Raw genomic sequence first — 13,879 nt, forward strand, 5'->3', positions numbered from 1 at the left:
GTAGATTGTGGAAATCTGGCCGCTATCGAATGGGTATTGTGCAAGAAACCTGTTATCGATTACCAGGACGATGAGGGGGAATGCGCCCTTACCTCCGCGCTTCAATTTGAAGTGAATGCCCCCCTGTGGGACGATGAGGACGCGCGCTTGTCAGCCGGGGATAAGGCGAAGCGCGTGATTGAGATTGTCACTTTATTGCTGCGCGACGGTGCAGACACCAATCAACGTCTAACTTTGGACAAGACTCCCCTGCATGCGGTCGCGTATTGGTCATCGCCCTTTGCTTGTCCTTGGGTCGAACCCGAATTTGCGAGATCGTGATGACGGGTTCGATGCACCGGCAGAATGTACCAAAAGCAGCAAGCGGCCAGAGGTTGAAGCCATTTTGCGCGAGGCGATGCAGGCGTCATCCACTGGACAGAAATCTACCTAGGTACAGGTCGTTATGAGCCGATGTCGGGTTGGAGCCCTACCATACTTTAACTCTTGCCGTTACCCAGCCACTTTTACACGTGATGGAGGGAATAGCCTGACAAAAACGATGACAATTGCAGGATACCAGAATGACTATGAATAAATTCCCGACGTATCCAAAAAAACCGAGAGTGTTGAAATGGCATTACATGAACACGATATAGCTTCAAAATACCCAAAATCTACTCGCTCCGATATAGATCAAGCGACTGGAGCAGCGCTCCACCAATATGTTCATTTAGAAACACAATTGGACATAATTTTTGAGTTTGCAGTGGGAGCAAGAAAAAAGGGCATTATTAATCATCAGAGAGCTTTGGTAGCCAGCTATGCTTTTGCAAAAATATTTAATCCGGACACAAAACTGCAAGTCATTGGTATGTGCCTAGACACTTACTTAACTGATATTTCCCCACAATTTAAGAAATCGCTACTCAAAGAATACAAAGCGCTTACAGCAATACGAAACCAGATTGCTCATGGAATTGTTAATATATCAAAATTCGATAACGTTGAAAGGCATTGCTTGGTGAAGCCTCGCGGTGGAATAGACAAATATTCCCTTTTTCCGGAGGATCTTCGTGACTTCATAACACGTGCTCGGTTCTCTTTTTATCTCATTACCATAGTTCGCGACAAACTTCTTGGCCAAGACTCCAAATGGTTGAAGGCAGATAACCGAGATGTGGTTTTTGAGGAAAAGGTTGTCTATCCTCCACCAAATACTCACCCGATCGCATCGATTTGGAATGGCCCCACTACACCCGCATGATTCCTAGCTTTCAACGGTTTCGAAGCAGTTAGTTCTTCGGCAACTCTGTCCGCATAGCCGACCTGCATGATTCTGGAGGGATGAGCCACCAATCCATCAGGTGGTTTACAATTGGTGCCGGATATTGCCCCGGTACGCATGCCCGGTGCGACCAAACGATGGGATTCCACCACTTGCCAAACATTTCCATCCCGCCTATACGCCAGCTTTCAACCGCCCGTCCGGCCAAAGTGGCATGCCGAGATGCGCGTTAACCGATCTGAACTATAGGAGACGGAAATGCCCAAGATGAAGACGAAATCGAGCGCTAAAAAGCGCTTTAAGATCTCGGCGACCGGTAAGGTCATCGGCGGCCAGGCTGGCAAACAGCATGGCATGATTAAGCGGAGCAAGAAATTCATCCGTAACGCACGCGGTACATCAGCATTGTCTGAGCCAGATGCAAAAATCATCAAGGGCTTTATGCCCTACGACCGCTGATAAAGGAGAGCCGAGATGTCCCGTACAAAAGGTGGCACAGTCACCCACGCCCGTCACAAGAAGATCATCAAAGCCGCCAAAGGTTATTATGGTCGTCGCAAGAACGTCTTTAAGGTCGCCACGCAGGCGGTCGACAAGGCCAACCAATACGCCACACGTGACCGCAAGAATCGCAAGCGCAACTTCCGCGCGCTGTGGATCCAGCGGATCAATGCTGCTGTGCGCAGCCACGACGAAGCGCTGACCTACAGTCGTTTCATCAACGGTCTGTCACTGGCTGGTATCGAAGTGGACCGCAAGGTTCTGGCCGATCTGGCCGTGCATGAACCCGAAGCGTTTGGCATGATCGTCAAGCAGGCACAGGATGCGCTGGCGGCCTGAGGCCACTGTCGCAAAGAATGAAATTCAAAGCCGCCTCTGGAAACAGGGGCGGCTTTATCTGTTAGACCTGTTGCCTTTGGACCAACTTGCCTTGTGTTCGAGCGTATTTCTGCTAGCACCAGCGCACCATAATGATGCGAGGCAGAGATGGACGATCTCAAGCAAAAATACCTAAGTCAGATCGCCAGTGCGGGTGATGAAGCGGCGCTGGAAGATATCCGGCTGGCCGCAGTTGGTAAAAAGGGTGAAGTCGCGTTGAAAATGCGCGAATTGGGCAAGATGACACCGGAAGAACGTCAGACGGCCGGGCCTGCGCTGAATGCCCTGAAGGACGAGATCAATTCGGCCCTTGCGGCCAAGAAAGCCGCGTTGGGTGATGCCGCTTTGGACGAACGGCTGCGGTCCGAATGGCTGGATGTGACGCTGCCGACGCGTGCGCAAAGGCAGGGTTCGATCCACCCGGTGTCTCAGGTGACCGAGGAGCTGACCGCAATCTTTGCGGAGATGGGGTTTTCGGTGGCCGAGGGGCCGCGCATCGACACTGATTGGTATAATTTTGACGCGCTGAACATTCCCGGCCACCACCCGGCGCGCGCCGAGATGGATACGTTTTACATGCACCGCGCGGAAGGCGATAACCGCCCGCCGCATGTGTTGCGCACCCATACTTCGCCTGTGCAAATCCGCACGATGGAGGCCGAGGGCGCACCGCTGCGCATCATTTGTCCGGGTGGTGTGTACCGTGCTGATTATGACCAGACCCACACGCCGATGTTCCATCAGGTTGAGGGGCTGGCGATCGACAAAGACATCTCGATGGCGAATTTGAAATGGACGCTGGAAGAATTCTTTGCCGCGTTCTTTGAAATCGACGGGATCAAGACGCGTTTCCGGGCCTCGCATTTCCCGTTCACGGAACCCTCAGCCGAGGTCGATATTCAGTGTTCATGGGTTGATGGACAATTGCGGATTGGCGAAGGCGATGGCTGGTTGGAGGTTCTGGGATCCGGCATGGTGCATCCGCATGTGTTGCGGGCGGGCGGTGTGGACCCCGATCAATGGCAGGGCTTTGCCTTTGGCATGGGGATCGACCGGATTGCGATGTTGAAATACGGGATACCGGATTTGCGGGCGTTTTTTGATTCAGATTTACGATGGTTGCGTCATTATGGGTTCGGGGCGCTGGACCAGCCGAATTTGCATGGTGGTTTGAGTAGGTGAGTGGTGCGGGTCTGGCGATATCTCCATCGGCGCTTTTAATCGCTGTCATTGGATATGTTTTGAAGCGTTGGTGGGACAATGCTGACAAAATAATTGAATTGAGAAAAACCACATATTCAGAGTACTTTCGCAAATACTCAGCGTTACCGATTACTGCTATGAACCAAGCCGACTATCCAGAAACATTGAAATCGCTATTGAAAACAATGAATGACACTCAGGCCGAATTCAATTTGGTGGCGTCACCAACCGCTATAAGCGTTTAAGATATATTTTTCAGCCGCCTCAAGGCTTTGTGTGAAGCTCTCGAAGAAGGGCAGGTCAACAGTGAATATGATGATCTAGCAGAAGCGCTCGGTGTACTCCGGGAAGTACTAAAATATGAACTGTTCTTTTTTTCTCCGCGATTTCAATACGAGCGGAGTAAGCATCGCCGAAAATGGAAACGTTTCGTGGAGCAGGCCGGTGCTATGTAACGTAGTAACGTAGGGTGGGTGTAACCCACGTTTTGACGCGTGGGTTACACCCACCCTACGCCATCGTGATGTGACACTTGGCCCAATCTGGGTAATTTCCATTTATGATCATGCGCTTGCTTATCTTCCTCGCCGCAATCCTTCTGCTCCCCGCAATGGGACCTTGGAAAGACTGTGAAGGTGCCAATGCCTGCACGCTTCAAGACCGCTCCTACCACGTCAAACTCCCCGATGATTGGGACGGTGAGACCACACTTCCCGTTCTCCTGCATTTCCACGGTTGGGGAAGGCAGGGCGACCTGATTATCAAACACCGCCGTATCTCTGGCGCGACGCGTCGGCGGGGTGTGTTGTTGGTGGCACCCAATGGCAACGGGCGGTCTTGGGACTTCTGGGGCGGGCGCAGCGATGATGTGGAATTTGCTGCGGCGGTGATTGAGAATGTGGCAGCGCAATACCCGATTGACCGTAAACAGATTTATGTCTCGGGCTATTCCTACGGCGCTGCTATGGCGTGGCGTTATGTCTGCGAAAACGGGGATTCTGTGGCGGCGCTTCTGGCGGTGTCGGGGTCGCTGCGACAGGATGAGGCCTGTCCGCAGGCACCGCGCGAGGTGCGGCATGTGCACGGCTTTGCTGACAACGTGATGGGCTTTCCCATGGGACCTGGTGGCGATGAAACCTATCCGGTGGCTCTGTGGCGGCAACAGTTTGGCTGCCAGCAGGGCCAAAAACTTGCCCCATGGGGTGCCGTCGATTTCCTGACCTTTGATCGCCGCGTTTGGACCGATTGCGCGGACGGTCACAAGGTCACCCTCGACCTGCATCCCGGAGGTCATTTCATTCCGCACGGCTGGATCGGCTGGCAATTGGATCAGTTGATGGGACGGGTACCGCGCTATCCCTGAGGGCTGGTTCGCGTGGCGGCGTTTGATTTGTGTATTTGAAGAGCAATGAATGGACGGGTGGCGTTGTTAAATTGCGGGCGTTGTCATTGAAACTGTCCGCGATAGCGGGTACCGAAAGCGCCAAGCATTCGTACGAGGAACAAGCCCATGAAATTCACCCTGTCTTGGCTCAAAGAGCATCTGGATACCACCGCATCTGTGGATGAGATCACCTATGCGCTGACCGATCTGGGGCTTGAGGTTGAAGGTGTTGAGGACCGCGGTGCCAAGCTGGCTGGGTTCACCCTTGGGTATGTGAAGTCTGCGGAAAAGCACCCTGATGCGGACCGTTTGCAGGTCTGTCAGGTTGAGACGGATGAGGGCGTTCAGCAGATCATATGCGGGGCACCCAACGCGCGGGCGGGCATCACCGTGGTTGTGGCCAAACCGGGTGTATACGTGCCGGGGATTGATACGACCATCGGGGTTGGCAAAATCCGTGGCGTTGAGAGTTTCGGGATGATGGCCTCTGAGCGCGAGATGGAGTTGTCAGAGGAGCATGACGGGATCATTGAGTTGCCTTCGGGTGCGGTCGGGGATCGGTTTGTCGATTGGCTGGCTGAGAATGACCCGGCCAAAGTGGACCCGGTGATTGAGATTGCGATTACGCCCAACCGGCCTGATGCCCTGGGCGTGCGGGGGATTGCGCGCGATCTGGCGGCGCGTGGTTTGGGCAAACTGAAGGTGCGCGATGTGGATGCGGTTGAGGGCACCTTCCCTTGTCCCATCTCAGTGACAATTGATGATGATACGCTTGAGCAATGCCCGGTTTTCTTTGGCCGGGTCATTCGGGGTGTCAAGAATGGCCCCAGCCCGGTGTGGTTGCAGGACAAGTTGCGCGCCATCGGGTTGCGGCCGATCTCGTTTCTTGTCGATGTGACCAATTTCTTCACCTATGACCGGAACCGCCCCCTGCATGTTTTTGATGCGGACAAGGTGGCGGGGGATGCGTTGCGTGTGCACCGTGCCAAAGGTGGTGAGACGATGATGGCGCTTGATGACAAGGAATATACATTTGTCGAAGGCATGACGCTTATCTCTGATGCGCAGGGTGTGGAAAGCATCGGTGGCGTGATGGGCGGGCTTGGGTCGAGCTGTACCGCAGAGACGGTGAATGTGTTTGTTGAGGCCGCCTATTTTGATCCGGTGCGGACGGCGTACACAGGCCGGGCGCTAAAGATCAATTCGGATGCGCGGTATCGGTTTGAACGGGGCATTGACCCTGAATGGACGCCTTATGGCATCGAACATGCTACACGGATGATCCTTGATCATGCAGGTGGTGAAGCCTCTGATGTTGTTGTTGCGGGCACCATTCCCGACACCAGCCGTGCGTACAAGCTGGACGCGGCGCGGGTTCAGTCGTTGGTGGGCATGACGATCCCTGAAAGTGACCAGCGCCAGACGTTGACGGCGCTGGGGTTTCGGCTGGAGGGCAATATGGCCCACGTGCCAAGCTGGCGGCCCGATGTGCAGGGCGAGGCCGATCTGGTGGAGGAAGTGGCGCGGATTGCATCGCTGACCAAGCTGGAAGGGCGACCGTTGCCGCGGCTGAGTGCGGGGGTGCCCCGCCCGATCCTGTCACCAATGCAAAAACGCGAAGGGGCGGCCCGGCGGGCCTGCGCGGCGCTCGGATATAACGAATGTGTGAGCTATAGCTTTATTGATCAGGCATCTGCGGCGCTGTTTGGGGGCGGTACAGATGAGACCAAGCTGGAAAACCCGATCAGCAGCGACATGAGCCACATGCGGCCCGCCTTGTTGCCGGGTTTGTTGCAGGCTGCGGCGCGCAATCAGGCGCGTGGGTTTGCCGATATGGCGCTGTTTGAGGTCGGCCCCGCCTTTCATGGTGGAGAGCCGGGTGAACAACACAATCTGATTTCCGGATTGCTGGTGGGCAGAACTGGACCAAAAGACGTACATGGCGCATCCCGGGCGGTTGATGTGTTTGACGCCAAAGCCGATGCCGAAGCTGTTCTTGCCGCGATGGGTGCACCCGCGCGTGTCCAGATCCTGCGCGGTGCCGCAGCGTGGTGGCACCCGGGGCGGCACGGCATGATTTGTCTGGGCCCTAAAAAGGTGCTGGGCATCTATGGCGAGGTGCATCCCAAAGTGTTGGCTGCAATGGATGTCAAAGGCCCTGCGATGGCCTTTACGCTCTGGCCTGCCGAGGTTCCGATGGCGCGCAAGTCGGGTGCGACGCGGGCGGCTTTGTCCCTCAATGATTTGCAGTCGGTTGAACGTGACTTTGCCTTTGTCGTGGACGCAGATGTTGAGGCGATGACCCTGCTGAACGCAGCGATGGGTGCCGATAAAGCATTGATCCAGGACGTGAGAGTATTTGATCAGTTCATCGGGGGATCACTGGGCGAGGGCAAAAAATCTCTGGCGATCACGGTGCGGATGCAGCCGGTTGAGAAGACACTGAAGGACGCGGATATCGAAGCCGTCGGGGCCAAGGTCATCGAGAAAGTGACCAAGGCAACAGGGGGCGTTTTGCGCGGATGACAGGTACGTTTCGGCGCGCGGTTGCAGATGATGCGAAGGCGCTGTCAAACTGTATCTCTGCGGCCTATGCGCGTTATGCGAATTTGTCTTTGCCCGATGTCGCAGGTGGTGTTTGCCAAGACATCAGCGACCATTTGGTTTGGGTGTATGAGATTGAGGATGCCATCGTCGGCGGCATTGTGGTCAGCCGCGAAGCAAGCAACGCGCATCTGCGCAATCTGGCGGTGCATCCGGCGCAGGGTGGCCGGGGCATCGGGACCTTATTAATCAATACAGCGATTGAGGCGCTTGGCGCGGACGGGGTGACGTCCGTTTCTTTGGCCACACACAAGGGCATGCCGGAAAACGTGCGGTTCTATGCCCATCTCGGGTGGGTTGAGGCAGGCCGTTCAGGTGATAAGGTGTATATGTCGCGCATGATTTGAGCGCGTAGAGGAGAACGGCGATGAAAGTCTATTTATCCGGTGAAATTCACACCGATTGGCGTGAGCAAATCACTCAGGGTGCCATGGGTTTGGATGTGACCTTTGATGGTCCTGTCACCGATCACGCGGCAAGTGACGATTGTGGTGTGGCCATCCTTGGGGCGGAGGCTGACAAGGTCTGGCACGACCGCAAAAGCGCGCAGATGAACGCGATCCGCACCCGCAAGGGGATCGAGGATGCCGATGTCGTCGTGGTGCGGTTTGGTGATCAGTACAAGCAGTGGAATGCCGCCTTTGATGCGGGATACGCCGCAGCATTGGGCAAATCGCTGATCATTCTGCATGGACCGGATCACGCCCATGCGCTGAAAGAAGTTGACGCGGCAGCGCTGGCTGTGGCCACCGAACCTGCGCAGGTCGTGCAAATTCTGCGCTATGTTCTTACCGGTTCATTACCGGATTGACCGCTGACTTCCTGATCTAAAATCGACCTGTGGTGCGTCGCAGATACGCGCGCGGATTGCTCTGATTGGCTTTACCCCGACGGACATATTTCTGGCCGGGGGAGCGACGCAATGCTGGATCTGGGGGCCGACCGCATTTTGTGGGACGGGTTGTTGCAAGAGGTTCGCATCGCCCATGAAGGGCATGCCGAACTGAGCCTTTTTTGCCCGTTCCCCGATGACCTCAGGCCACAGAGAGTGCTGCCATTTCAGGTGCCGCCCGCGGCGCTGTTGGCCAATGAACAAGGTCTTTTTTCAGATCTTTATGTGCAGACCAGAAATGCTTTTGTCGCTGCGGGCGCGGTTGCGCAGTGGCGTGAGACTTACAAAGATACCGATATAGGGTCGGATTTTATGGACCGTTTCGGATGTTATTGCCTGATCGGCGATGGCGGTGCCTTTACCAGCGCAACGATGGCCGCATGGGTGGTCTATATGCCAGCCGGGCTATATTATACGTGGCATCAACATCCTGCCGAAGAAATGTACCTGACGCTTGCCGGCGAAGCGACATTCATGCGTGCGGGATGTGAGGATGCGGTGTTGCGGGCGGGCGGCACAAGCCAGCATGCCAGCAACCAGCCACATGCGATGCAGACCCATGCCCATCCGGTGATGGCCTATGTCGTGTGGCGCAATGGGTTTGATTCGCCGCCCGTCCTGACGGGCGGCGAAAGAGTCTAAGTCTGGTCCTGACTGACCCACCGGGTGCGGTCAGTCGCGGGCCGGCGTCACCAGACCTTTTTGAACGGCGGGGCGTGCCTCAAACCTTTTGACGTAATCAACCAGATTGGTGTGATCGTCCCAGCCAAGCACTTCTTTTGCGCCATAAAAATCCAAGGCGCGGAGCCATGGGGCAATGGCGATGTCGGCAATGGAGTAGTCGGTTCCGGTGATCCACTCTTTGCCTGCCAATTCCAGGTTCAGCACATTCAGCAATCGTTTAGCCTCGTCGATGTAGCGTTGCTGGGGCCGCTTATCTTCCCAGTCAGACCCTGCAAATTTGTAAAAGAAACCCAATTGGCCAAGCATTGGCCCAAGGCCACCCATCTGAAACATCAGCCATTGTATCACCTGCGCACGTTCGCGAGCCGAGGTGCCGATAAACTTGCCGGACTTGTCGGCGAGATAGATCAGGATCGCACCGGATTCAAACAACCCAATGGGGGTTCCGTCAGGGCCATTTGGGTCAATGATCGCTGGAATTTTGTTGTTGGGATTCAATGAAAGATATTCAGCACTTTTTACATCCGCGTCAGACAAAGTGACTTTATGCCCCTCATACGGGATGCCCATTTCCTCAAGGGCGATGGATGCCTTTACGCCGTTGGGTGTAGGGAACGAATAGAGCTGCAGAATATCGGCGTTCTTGGCTGGCCATTTCTTGGCGATTGGAAATGCGGAAAGGTCGGCCATTTGATGTCTCCTTGACTGGTTTAGCCAACAAATACGCGTTTTTCCCCGTAAGAACAGGCTGGCGAAGGTGCGTCGATGTGCTAACGAATGTGCGTTGGCGAACAAGCTGGTGCGAACAGTCGCCAAGATCAACTAAAGGGATGAGAAAATGATCAATGAATTCAAGGACTTTATCGCCAAGGGCAATGTCATGGACATGGCTGTTGGTATTATTATCGGTGCGGCCTTTACGGCAATTGTGACATCGCTGGTTGGCGATCTTATCAATCCAATTATCGGACTGGTGTCTGGTGGCGTTGATTTCACCAATAATTACGCTGTCTTGGGCGGGGAAGTGCCAGCAGGTGCGTCACTCGAAGTAGCGCGCGAAGCGGGTGCGTCGGTTTTTGCCTATGGCGCATTCATCATGGCCGTGATCAATTTCCTTATCATCGCATTTGTGGTGTTCATGCTGGTCAAGATGGTGAATCGTGTGAAGGCCGCCGCAGAAAACCCGGAGAACGTTGCTCCGGAAGTTGAGACAGGTCCATCCGAACTGGACGTACTTTTGGAAATCCGCGATTCACTTGCCAAGGCCAAGTGACGTTTCCATGATTTTGGAGAAGGCTCGCCCATTGGCGAGCCTTCTCTATTTTGTGCCTAGCCGTTTATTGCGTCATCGGCTGAAATGAAGTCCATCTTCAATGCCTCGCCTACTGCGGCATAGGTCAGTTTGCCGGCATGGACGTTCAACCCCGCCTTGAGGTGGGGATCGTCGGCACAGGCCTTTTTCCACCCCTTGTTGGCCAGCGCCAGCATGAATGGCATCGTCGCATTGCCCAGCGCGATGGTCGAAGTGCGCGCCACGGCACCGGGCATGTTGGCCACGCAATAATGCATAATGCCGTCCACTTCATAGACCGGATCATGGTGGGTTGTCGCCTTTGACGTTTCAAAGCAACCGCCTTGGTCAATCGCCACGTCAACCAGTGCTGCACCGGGTTTCAGTTCGCTGAGCTGTGCGCGGCTGATCAATTTAGGGGCTGCCGCACCGGGGATCAGCACCGCACCGATGATCATATCCGCCTCACGCGCCAGTTCGATGGTGTTTTGCGCCGAGGCATAGGAGGTTTTGAAAACACCGCCATAGACATCATCCAGATAGCGCAACCGCACCAATGACCGGTCCAGAACGGTCACATCCGCACCCATGCCAGCGGCGATACGTGCCGCATGTGTTCCGACGACACCGCCGCCTATGACCATGACCCGCGCAGGGCCAACACCGGGGACACCGCCCATCAGCACGCCACGGCCACCATTGGCCTTTTGCAACGTCCAGGCACCCACTTGCGGGGCCAGACGGCCAGCGACTTCGGACATTGGAGCCAGCAAGGGCAGGCCGCCATTGCGGTCGGTCACGGTTTCATAGGCGATGCAGGTCGCACCCGAGGCCAGCAGGTCTTTGGTCTGCTCAGGATCAGGGGCGAGGTGCAGGTAGGTAAAGAGCAACTGCCCTTCGCGCAGCATCTTGCGTTCGCCTGCCTGTGGTTCCTTGACCTTTACGATCATGTCGGCGGCGGCAAAGATTTCTTCTGCTGTGCCGAGAATCTTGGCACCCGCTGCTTCGTAGCTGGCATCGTCAAAGCCTGCGCCGATCCCGGCACCGGTTTGCACGATAACGTCATGACCATTGTTGACGGCTTCCATCGCTGCGCTGGGCGTTAATCCCACACGAAATTCCTGTGGCTTGATCTCTGTTGGGCAACCTATTTTCATTTGACGTTTCCTTGTTACATGATTTGCACAAAACTAGGCGTATGGCCGTGCAAATAAGCGCGAATGAGGGTCGCCAAAGGTGAATATTTTAGAATATATTTGCGCCAAATTGGCGATTGACGCGAAGGACGTGCGCAAATGAGCTTGGACGAGATTGATCGGCGGATACTTCGCGCCGTGCAACGCAATGGGCGGATGTCCAACGCTGAGGTGTCAGAGATTGTGCATCTGTCCCCCTCTGCGTGTCACCGCCGTGTGCAGCGTCTTGAGAAAGACGGGTATATCATTGACTATGTGGCCTTGCTTGATGCGCGCAAGGTGGGGGTGCCGACAACTGTATTCGTCGAGATTACCTTGCAGGGTCAGGCCGACGAAATATTGGATGCTTTTGAAAAGGCTGTCGCCCGGATACCCGACGTCCTGGAGTGCCATCTGATGGCTGGAACTGCGGATTATCTGCTCAAGGTCGTTGCCGAAGACACCGATGATTTTGCCCGTATCCATCGCCAATATCTGGCGCGGCTGCCGGGGGTGGGGCAGATGCAATCTAGCTTTGCGCTGAGGACGGTTTGCAAAACCACGGCGTTGCCGATTGACTGACTGGTGAGAGATGCGGGCGCGTTGTTTAGATGCATGCGCGCCGCGAATTCAGGCGTTCAAAATAAGGCCTTTCAAGGCAAAGAAGCCCCGGCGCGCGGCTGGGGCTTCTTGCTTGGTCGTTTGGGTATCTTTATGGCAGCAATACTTTGTCTATGGCGTGGATCACGCCGTTTGACGCAGCAACATCAGCAATGACGACATTCGCGTTTTCGATTTTGACGCCGTTGGTGCCATTGATGTGCAGCCCACCGCCCTGAACGCTGGTCAGCGCCCCGCGCTTGCCCGCGAGTGAACTGGCGGGATAGTTGCCCGCGACAACATGGTAGGTGAGAATTGAGACCAGCTGATCCTTGTTTTCAGGTTTCAGCAGGTTTTCAACAGTGCCTGCAGGCAGGGCCGCAAAGGCCGCGTTGGTTGGTGCGAAGAGGGTAAAGGGTCCATCCCCTTTCAGGGTGTCAACCAACCCTGCTGCCGACACAGCGGCGACCAAAGTTGAGAAGTCATCATTCGAAGAAGCGACATCGATAATATCGCCACCGGTTCCGGCACCTGTGGTGCACCCGGCAACGAATGCGATAAAGCCTGCGGCAACGGCTGATTTCAAAGCTGATCTACGGTTCATAATTCAAGTCCCTTGGTTGGTTGCGATGAAGGGGTTACGCACCGACGCGGGAATCGGTTCATTAATAGATGTGATTTGGCGAAAAAGGCACCAAAGAGCGGGGCTTTTGGATATGCCGGGGATCACCGATTTAAGGCGTCGGTCGCGGGACTCCGCACTATATGAAGGCACAAAAAAAACCCCCCGCTGCCAACAGGCCACGGGGGGTCGAAGTACGTCAGAGCAACGAGATGATTTACATCACCCTTCGCGCTCCAATTTCTTGCGCGCCAGTTTACGGGCGCGGCGGATCGCTTCAGCTTTCTCGCGCGCTCTTTTCTCGGACGGTTTCTCGAAATGTTCTTTAAGTTTCATTTCTCGAAACACACCTTCGCGCTGTAGCTTCTTCTTCAAGGCCCGAAGGGCTTGATCGACATTGTTGTCACGAACACTAACCTGCATGTGGTTTTCACCACCTTTCTAGGATAAAGTTGCAATAATTTGCAGGAAGCCGCCCTATATCAAGATGATACTGCTCTGTCGAGTCTGCTGTGACGTGAAATAAAGGAGCCACCCATGACAAATCCCAAAGACAAACTGCTGGATGCTGCGCTTGATCACGTGCCGTTTGATGGCTGGTCCGCCGCGACGTTCGACGCCGCGGTGCGCGACAGTGAGGTTGACGCAACAGTGGCACGGGCAGTGTGCCCGCGCGGCGCGATTGATCTGGCTGTCGCCTGTCACTTACGCGGTGACACCCAGATGTTAGAACGCCTCAAGGCCCAAGACCTTGGGGCGATGCGGTTTCGTGATCGTATTGCCGCGGCGGTGCGCATCCGGCTTGAGGTTATCACGGACAAAGAGGTCATACGCCGCAGCTCAGCTCTGTTTGCCCTGCCGCAGTATCTGGCGGATGGGGCCAAGCTGATCTGGGGCACCTGCGATCACATATGGGATGCTTTGGGCGATACATCTGATGATGTGAATTGGTATACCAAACGCGCGACGCTTTCCGGCGTTTATTCCGCTACGGTGTTGTATTGGCTGGGCGATACCAGCGATGGTCATGCTGACACATGGGAGTTTCTGGACCGGCGCATCGACAATGTCATGCAGATCGAAAAGGCAAAAGCGCAGGTCCGCGACAGTCCGACATTGAGCAAACTGATGGCGGGACCCAATTGGGTGATGAGCCACATCAAAGCACCGACGCGGTTCCCCAAGGGTGATCTGCCCGGATCGTGGACATCGCCACGACGATAACATCATAGGCTCTGGTGGTTTTCCTGCGACGGTGCGGGTAATAGGGCAAAGCCC

At 55.2% G+C, this 13,879-nt stretch carries 17 protein-coding genes; 13 read left to right on the forward strand and 4 right to left on the reverse strand.

What is annotated here, in order from left to right; translation table 11 throughout:
- The 10 genes from ACEWL3_RS11430 to ACEWL3_RS11475 form a co-directional block, all read left to right on the forward strand.
- Positions 1-321 (forward strand): ankyrin repeat domain-containing protein (locus ACEWL3_RS11430; protein WP_435000907.1); only part of this gene is annotated, 321 nt, incomplete at its 5' end.
- Positions 322-613: 292 nt separating this feature from the next.
- Entirely contained in the window at positions 614-1,246 is a 633-nt protein-coding gene (locus ACEWL3_RS11435) for a hypothetical protein (RefSeq protein WP_386183154.1), read from the forward strand.
- A 279-nt stretch (positions 1,247-1,525) separates the two neighbouring features.
- Positions 1,526-1,726, forward strand: a complete 201-nt coding sequence (rpmI, locus tag ACEWL3_RS11440; protein ID WP_114880008.1) for a 50S ribosomal protein L35 — start codon at positions 1,526-1,528, stop codon at positions 1,724-1,726.
- Between the two features lie 15 nt (positions 1,727-1,741).
- Positions 1,742-2,107 carry a 50S ribosomal protein L20 gene (rplT, locus tag ACEWL3_RS11445; protein WP_114880007.1) on the forward strand — a complete coding sequence of 122 codons (366 nt, stop codon included), beginning with the start codon at positions 1,742-1,744 and terminating at the stop codon, positions 2,105-2,107.
- A 147-nt stretch (positions 2,108-2,254) separates the two neighbouring features.
- Positions 2,255-3,328, forward strand: a complete 1,074-nt coding sequence (gene pheS, locus ACEWL3_RS11450) for a phenylalanine--tRNA ligase subunit alpha (RefSeq protein WP_386183152.1) — start codon at positions 2,255-2,257, stop codon at positions 3,326-3,328.
- A 586-nt stretch (positions 3,329-3,914) separates the two neighbouring features.
- Positions 3,915-4,712 (forward strand): CE1 family esterase, encoded by a 798-nt coding sequence (locus ACEWL3_RS11455; protein WP_386183150.1) that lies wholly within the window; start codon positions 3,915-3,917, stop codon positions 4,710-4,712.
- A gap of 147 nt (positions 4,713-4,859) precedes the next feature.
- A complete protein-coding gene (gene pheT, locus ACEWL3_RS11460) occupies positions 4,860-7,259 on the forward strand; it encodes a phenylalanine--tRNA ligase subunit beta (RefSeq protein WP_386183148.1) in 2,400 nt (799 codons plus the stop codon).
- Complete coding sequence (locus ACEWL3_RS11465; RefSeq protein ID WP_386183146.1) at positions 7,256-7,684, forward strand: GNAT family N-acetyltransferase; 429 nt, start codon at positions 7,256-7,258, stop codon at positions 7,682-7,684. Before pheT ends, ACEWL3_RS11465 begins: the two co-directional genes overlap by 4 nt.
- A gap of 20 nt (positions 7,685-7,704) precedes the next feature.
- Positions 7,705-8,148 (forward strand): YtoQ family protein, encoded by a 444-nt coding sequence (locus ACEWL3_RS11470; protein ID WP_386183144.1) that lies wholly within the window; start codon positions 7,705-7,707, stop codon positions 8,146-8,148.
- A 111-nt stretch (positions 8,149-8,259) separates the two neighbouring features.
- Positions 8,260-8,871, forward strand: coding sequence for a dimethylsulfonioproprionate lyase family protein (locus tag ACEWL3_RS11475; RefSeq protein ID WP_386183142.1), 612 nt, complete (start codon positions 8,260-8,262; stop codon positions 8,869-8,871).
- 30 nt (positions 8,872-8,901) lie between these two features.
- On the opposite strand, the gene ACEWL3_RS11480 is transcribed toward ACEWL3_RS11475, so the two are convergent.
- The gene (locus ACEWL3_RS11480) at positions 8,902-9,603 is read right to left on the reverse strand and encodes a glutathione S-transferase family protein (protein ID WP_386183140.1); all 702 of its coding nucleotides are present in this window, start codon (positions 9,601-9,603) and stop codon (positions 8,902-8,904) included.
- 148 nt (positions 9,604-9,751) lie between these two features.
- On the opposite strand from ACEWL3_RS11480, the gene mscL reads away from it, so the two are divergent.
- The gene (gene mscL / locus ACEWL3_RS11485) at positions 9,752-10,186 is read left to right on the forward strand and encodes a large conductance mechanosensitive channel protein MscL (RefSeq protein ID WP_386183138.1); all 435 of its coding nucleotides are present in this window, start codon (positions 9,752-9,754) and stop codon (positions 10,184-10,186) included.
- A gap of 56 nt (positions 10,187-10,242) precedes the next feature.
- Here the strand turns inward: mscL and ald are convergent, their stop codons facing one another.
- Positions 10,243-11,361 carry an alanine dehydrogenase gene (gene ald / locus ACEWL3_RS11490; protein ID WP_386183136.1) on the reverse strand — a complete coding sequence of 373 codons (1,119 nt, stop codon included), beginning with the start codon at positions 11,359-11,361 and terminating at the stop codon, positions 10,243-10,245.
- A gap of 138 nt (positions 11,362-11,499) precedes the next feature.
- On the opposite strand from ald, the gene ACEWL3_RS11495 reads away from it, so the two are divergent.
- Entirely contained in the window at positions 11,500-11,961 is a 462-nt protein-coding gene (locus ACEWL3_RS11495; protein ID WP_114879995.1) for an Lrp/AsnC family transcriptional regulator, read from the forward strand.
- Between the two features lie 130 nt (positions 11,962-12,091).
- On the opposite strand, the gene ACEWL3_RS11500 is transcribed toward ACEWL3_RS11495, so the two are convergent.
- The gene (locus ACEWL3_RS11500; RefSeq protein ID WP_386183133.1) at positions 12,092-12,583 is read right to left on the reverse strand and encodes a fasciclin domain-containing protein; all 492 of its coding nucleotides are present in this window, start codon (positions 12,581-12,583) and stop codon (positions 12,092-12,094) included.
- Positions 12,584-12,823: 240 nt separating this feature from the next.
- On the reverse strand, positions 12,824-13,024 hold the full coding sequence (gene rpsU / locus ACEWL3_RS11505) for a 30S ribosomal protein S21 (protein ID WP_114879993.1): 201 nt from the start codon (positions 13,022-13,024) through the stop codon (positions 12,824-12,826).
- Between the two features lie 114 nt (positions 13,025-13,138).
- Between rpsU and ACEWL3_RS11510 the strand changes: the two genes are divergently transcribed.
- On the forward strand, positions 13,139-13,825 hold the full coding sequence (locus ACEWL3_RS11510; RefSeq protein ID WP_386183131.1) for a COQ9 family protein: 687 nt from the start codon (positions 13,139-13,141) through the stop codon (positions 13,823-13,825).
- The last annotated feature ends 54 nt before the right edge of the window (positions 13,826-13,879 follow it).

The sequence above is a fragment of the Sulfitobacter sediminivivens genome (assembly GCF_042611115.2).
GTDB lineage: Bacteria > Pseudomonadota > Alphaproteobacteria > Rhodobacterales > Rhodobacteraceae > Sulfitobacter > Sulfitobacter sediminivivens.

Excerpts from the sequence above, each read along its gene's own strand:
- mscL (WP_386183138.1), top strand. The coding sequence starts at position 9,752 with ATGATCAATGAATTCAAGGACTTTATCGCCAAGGGCAATGTCATGGAC.
- rpmI (WP_114880008.1), top strand. The coding sequence starts at position 1,526 with ATGCCCAAGATGAAGACGAAATCGAGCGCTAAAAAGCGCTTTAAGATC.
- ACEWL3_RS11475 (WP_386183142.1), top strand. The coding sequence starts at position 8,260 with ATGCTGGATCTGGGGGCCGACCGCATTTTGTGGGACGGGTTGTTGCAA.
- ACEWL3_RS11455 (WP_386183150.1), top strand. The coding sequence starts at position 3,915 with ATGCGCTTGCTTATCTTCCTCGCCGCAATCCTTCTGCTCCCCGCAATG.
- rplT (WP_114880007.1), top strand. The coding sequence starts at position 1,742 with ATGTCCCGTACAAAAGGTGGCACAGTCACCCACGCCCGTCACAAGAAG.
- ACEWL3_RS11470 (WP_386183144.1), top strand. The coding sequence starts at position 7,705 with ATGAAAGTCTATTTATCCGGTGAAATTCACACCGATTGGCGTGAGCAA.
- ACEWL3_RS11510 (WP_386183131.1), top strand. The coding sequence starts at position 13,139 with ATGACAAATCCCAAAGACAAACTGCTGGATGCTGCGCTTGATCACGTG.
- pheT (WP_386183148.1), top strand. The coding sequence starts at position 4,860 with ATGAAATTCACCCTGTCTTGGCTCAAAGAGCATCTGGATACCACCGCA.
- ACEWL3_RS11465 (WP_386183146.1), top strand. The coding sequence starts at position 7,256 with ATGACAGGTACGTTTCGGCGCGCGGTTGCAGATGATGCGAAGGCGCTG.
- rpsU (WP_114879993.1), bottom strand. The coding sequence starts at position 13,024 with ATGCAGGTTAGTGTTCGTGACAACAATGTCGATCAAGCCCTTCGGGCC.
- ACEWL3_RS11480 (WP_386183140.1), bottom strand. The coding sequence starts at position 9,603 with ATGGCCGACCTTTCCGCATTTCCAATCGCCAAGAAATGGCCAGCCAAG.
- ACEWL3_RS11495 (WP_114879995.1), top strand. The coding sequence starts at position 11,500 with ATGAGCTTGGACGAGATTGATCGGCGGATACTTCGCGCCGTGCAACGC.
- ald (WP_386183136.1), bottom strand. The coding sequence starts at position 11,361 with ATGAAAATAGGTTGCCCAACAGAGATCAAGCCACAGGAATTTCGTGTG.
- pheS (WP_386183152.1), top strand. The coding sequence starts at position 2,255 with ATGGACGATCTCAAGCAAAAATACCTAAGTCAGATCGCCAGTGCGGGT.
- ACEWL3_RS11435 (WP_386183154.1), top strand. The coding sequence starts at position 614 with ATGGCATTACATGAACACGATATAGCTTCAAAATACCCAAAATCTACT.
- ACEWL3_RS11500 (WP_386183133.1), bottom strand. The coding sequence starts at position 12,583 with ATGAACCGTAGATCAGCTTTGAAATCAGCCGTTGCCGCAGGCTTTATC.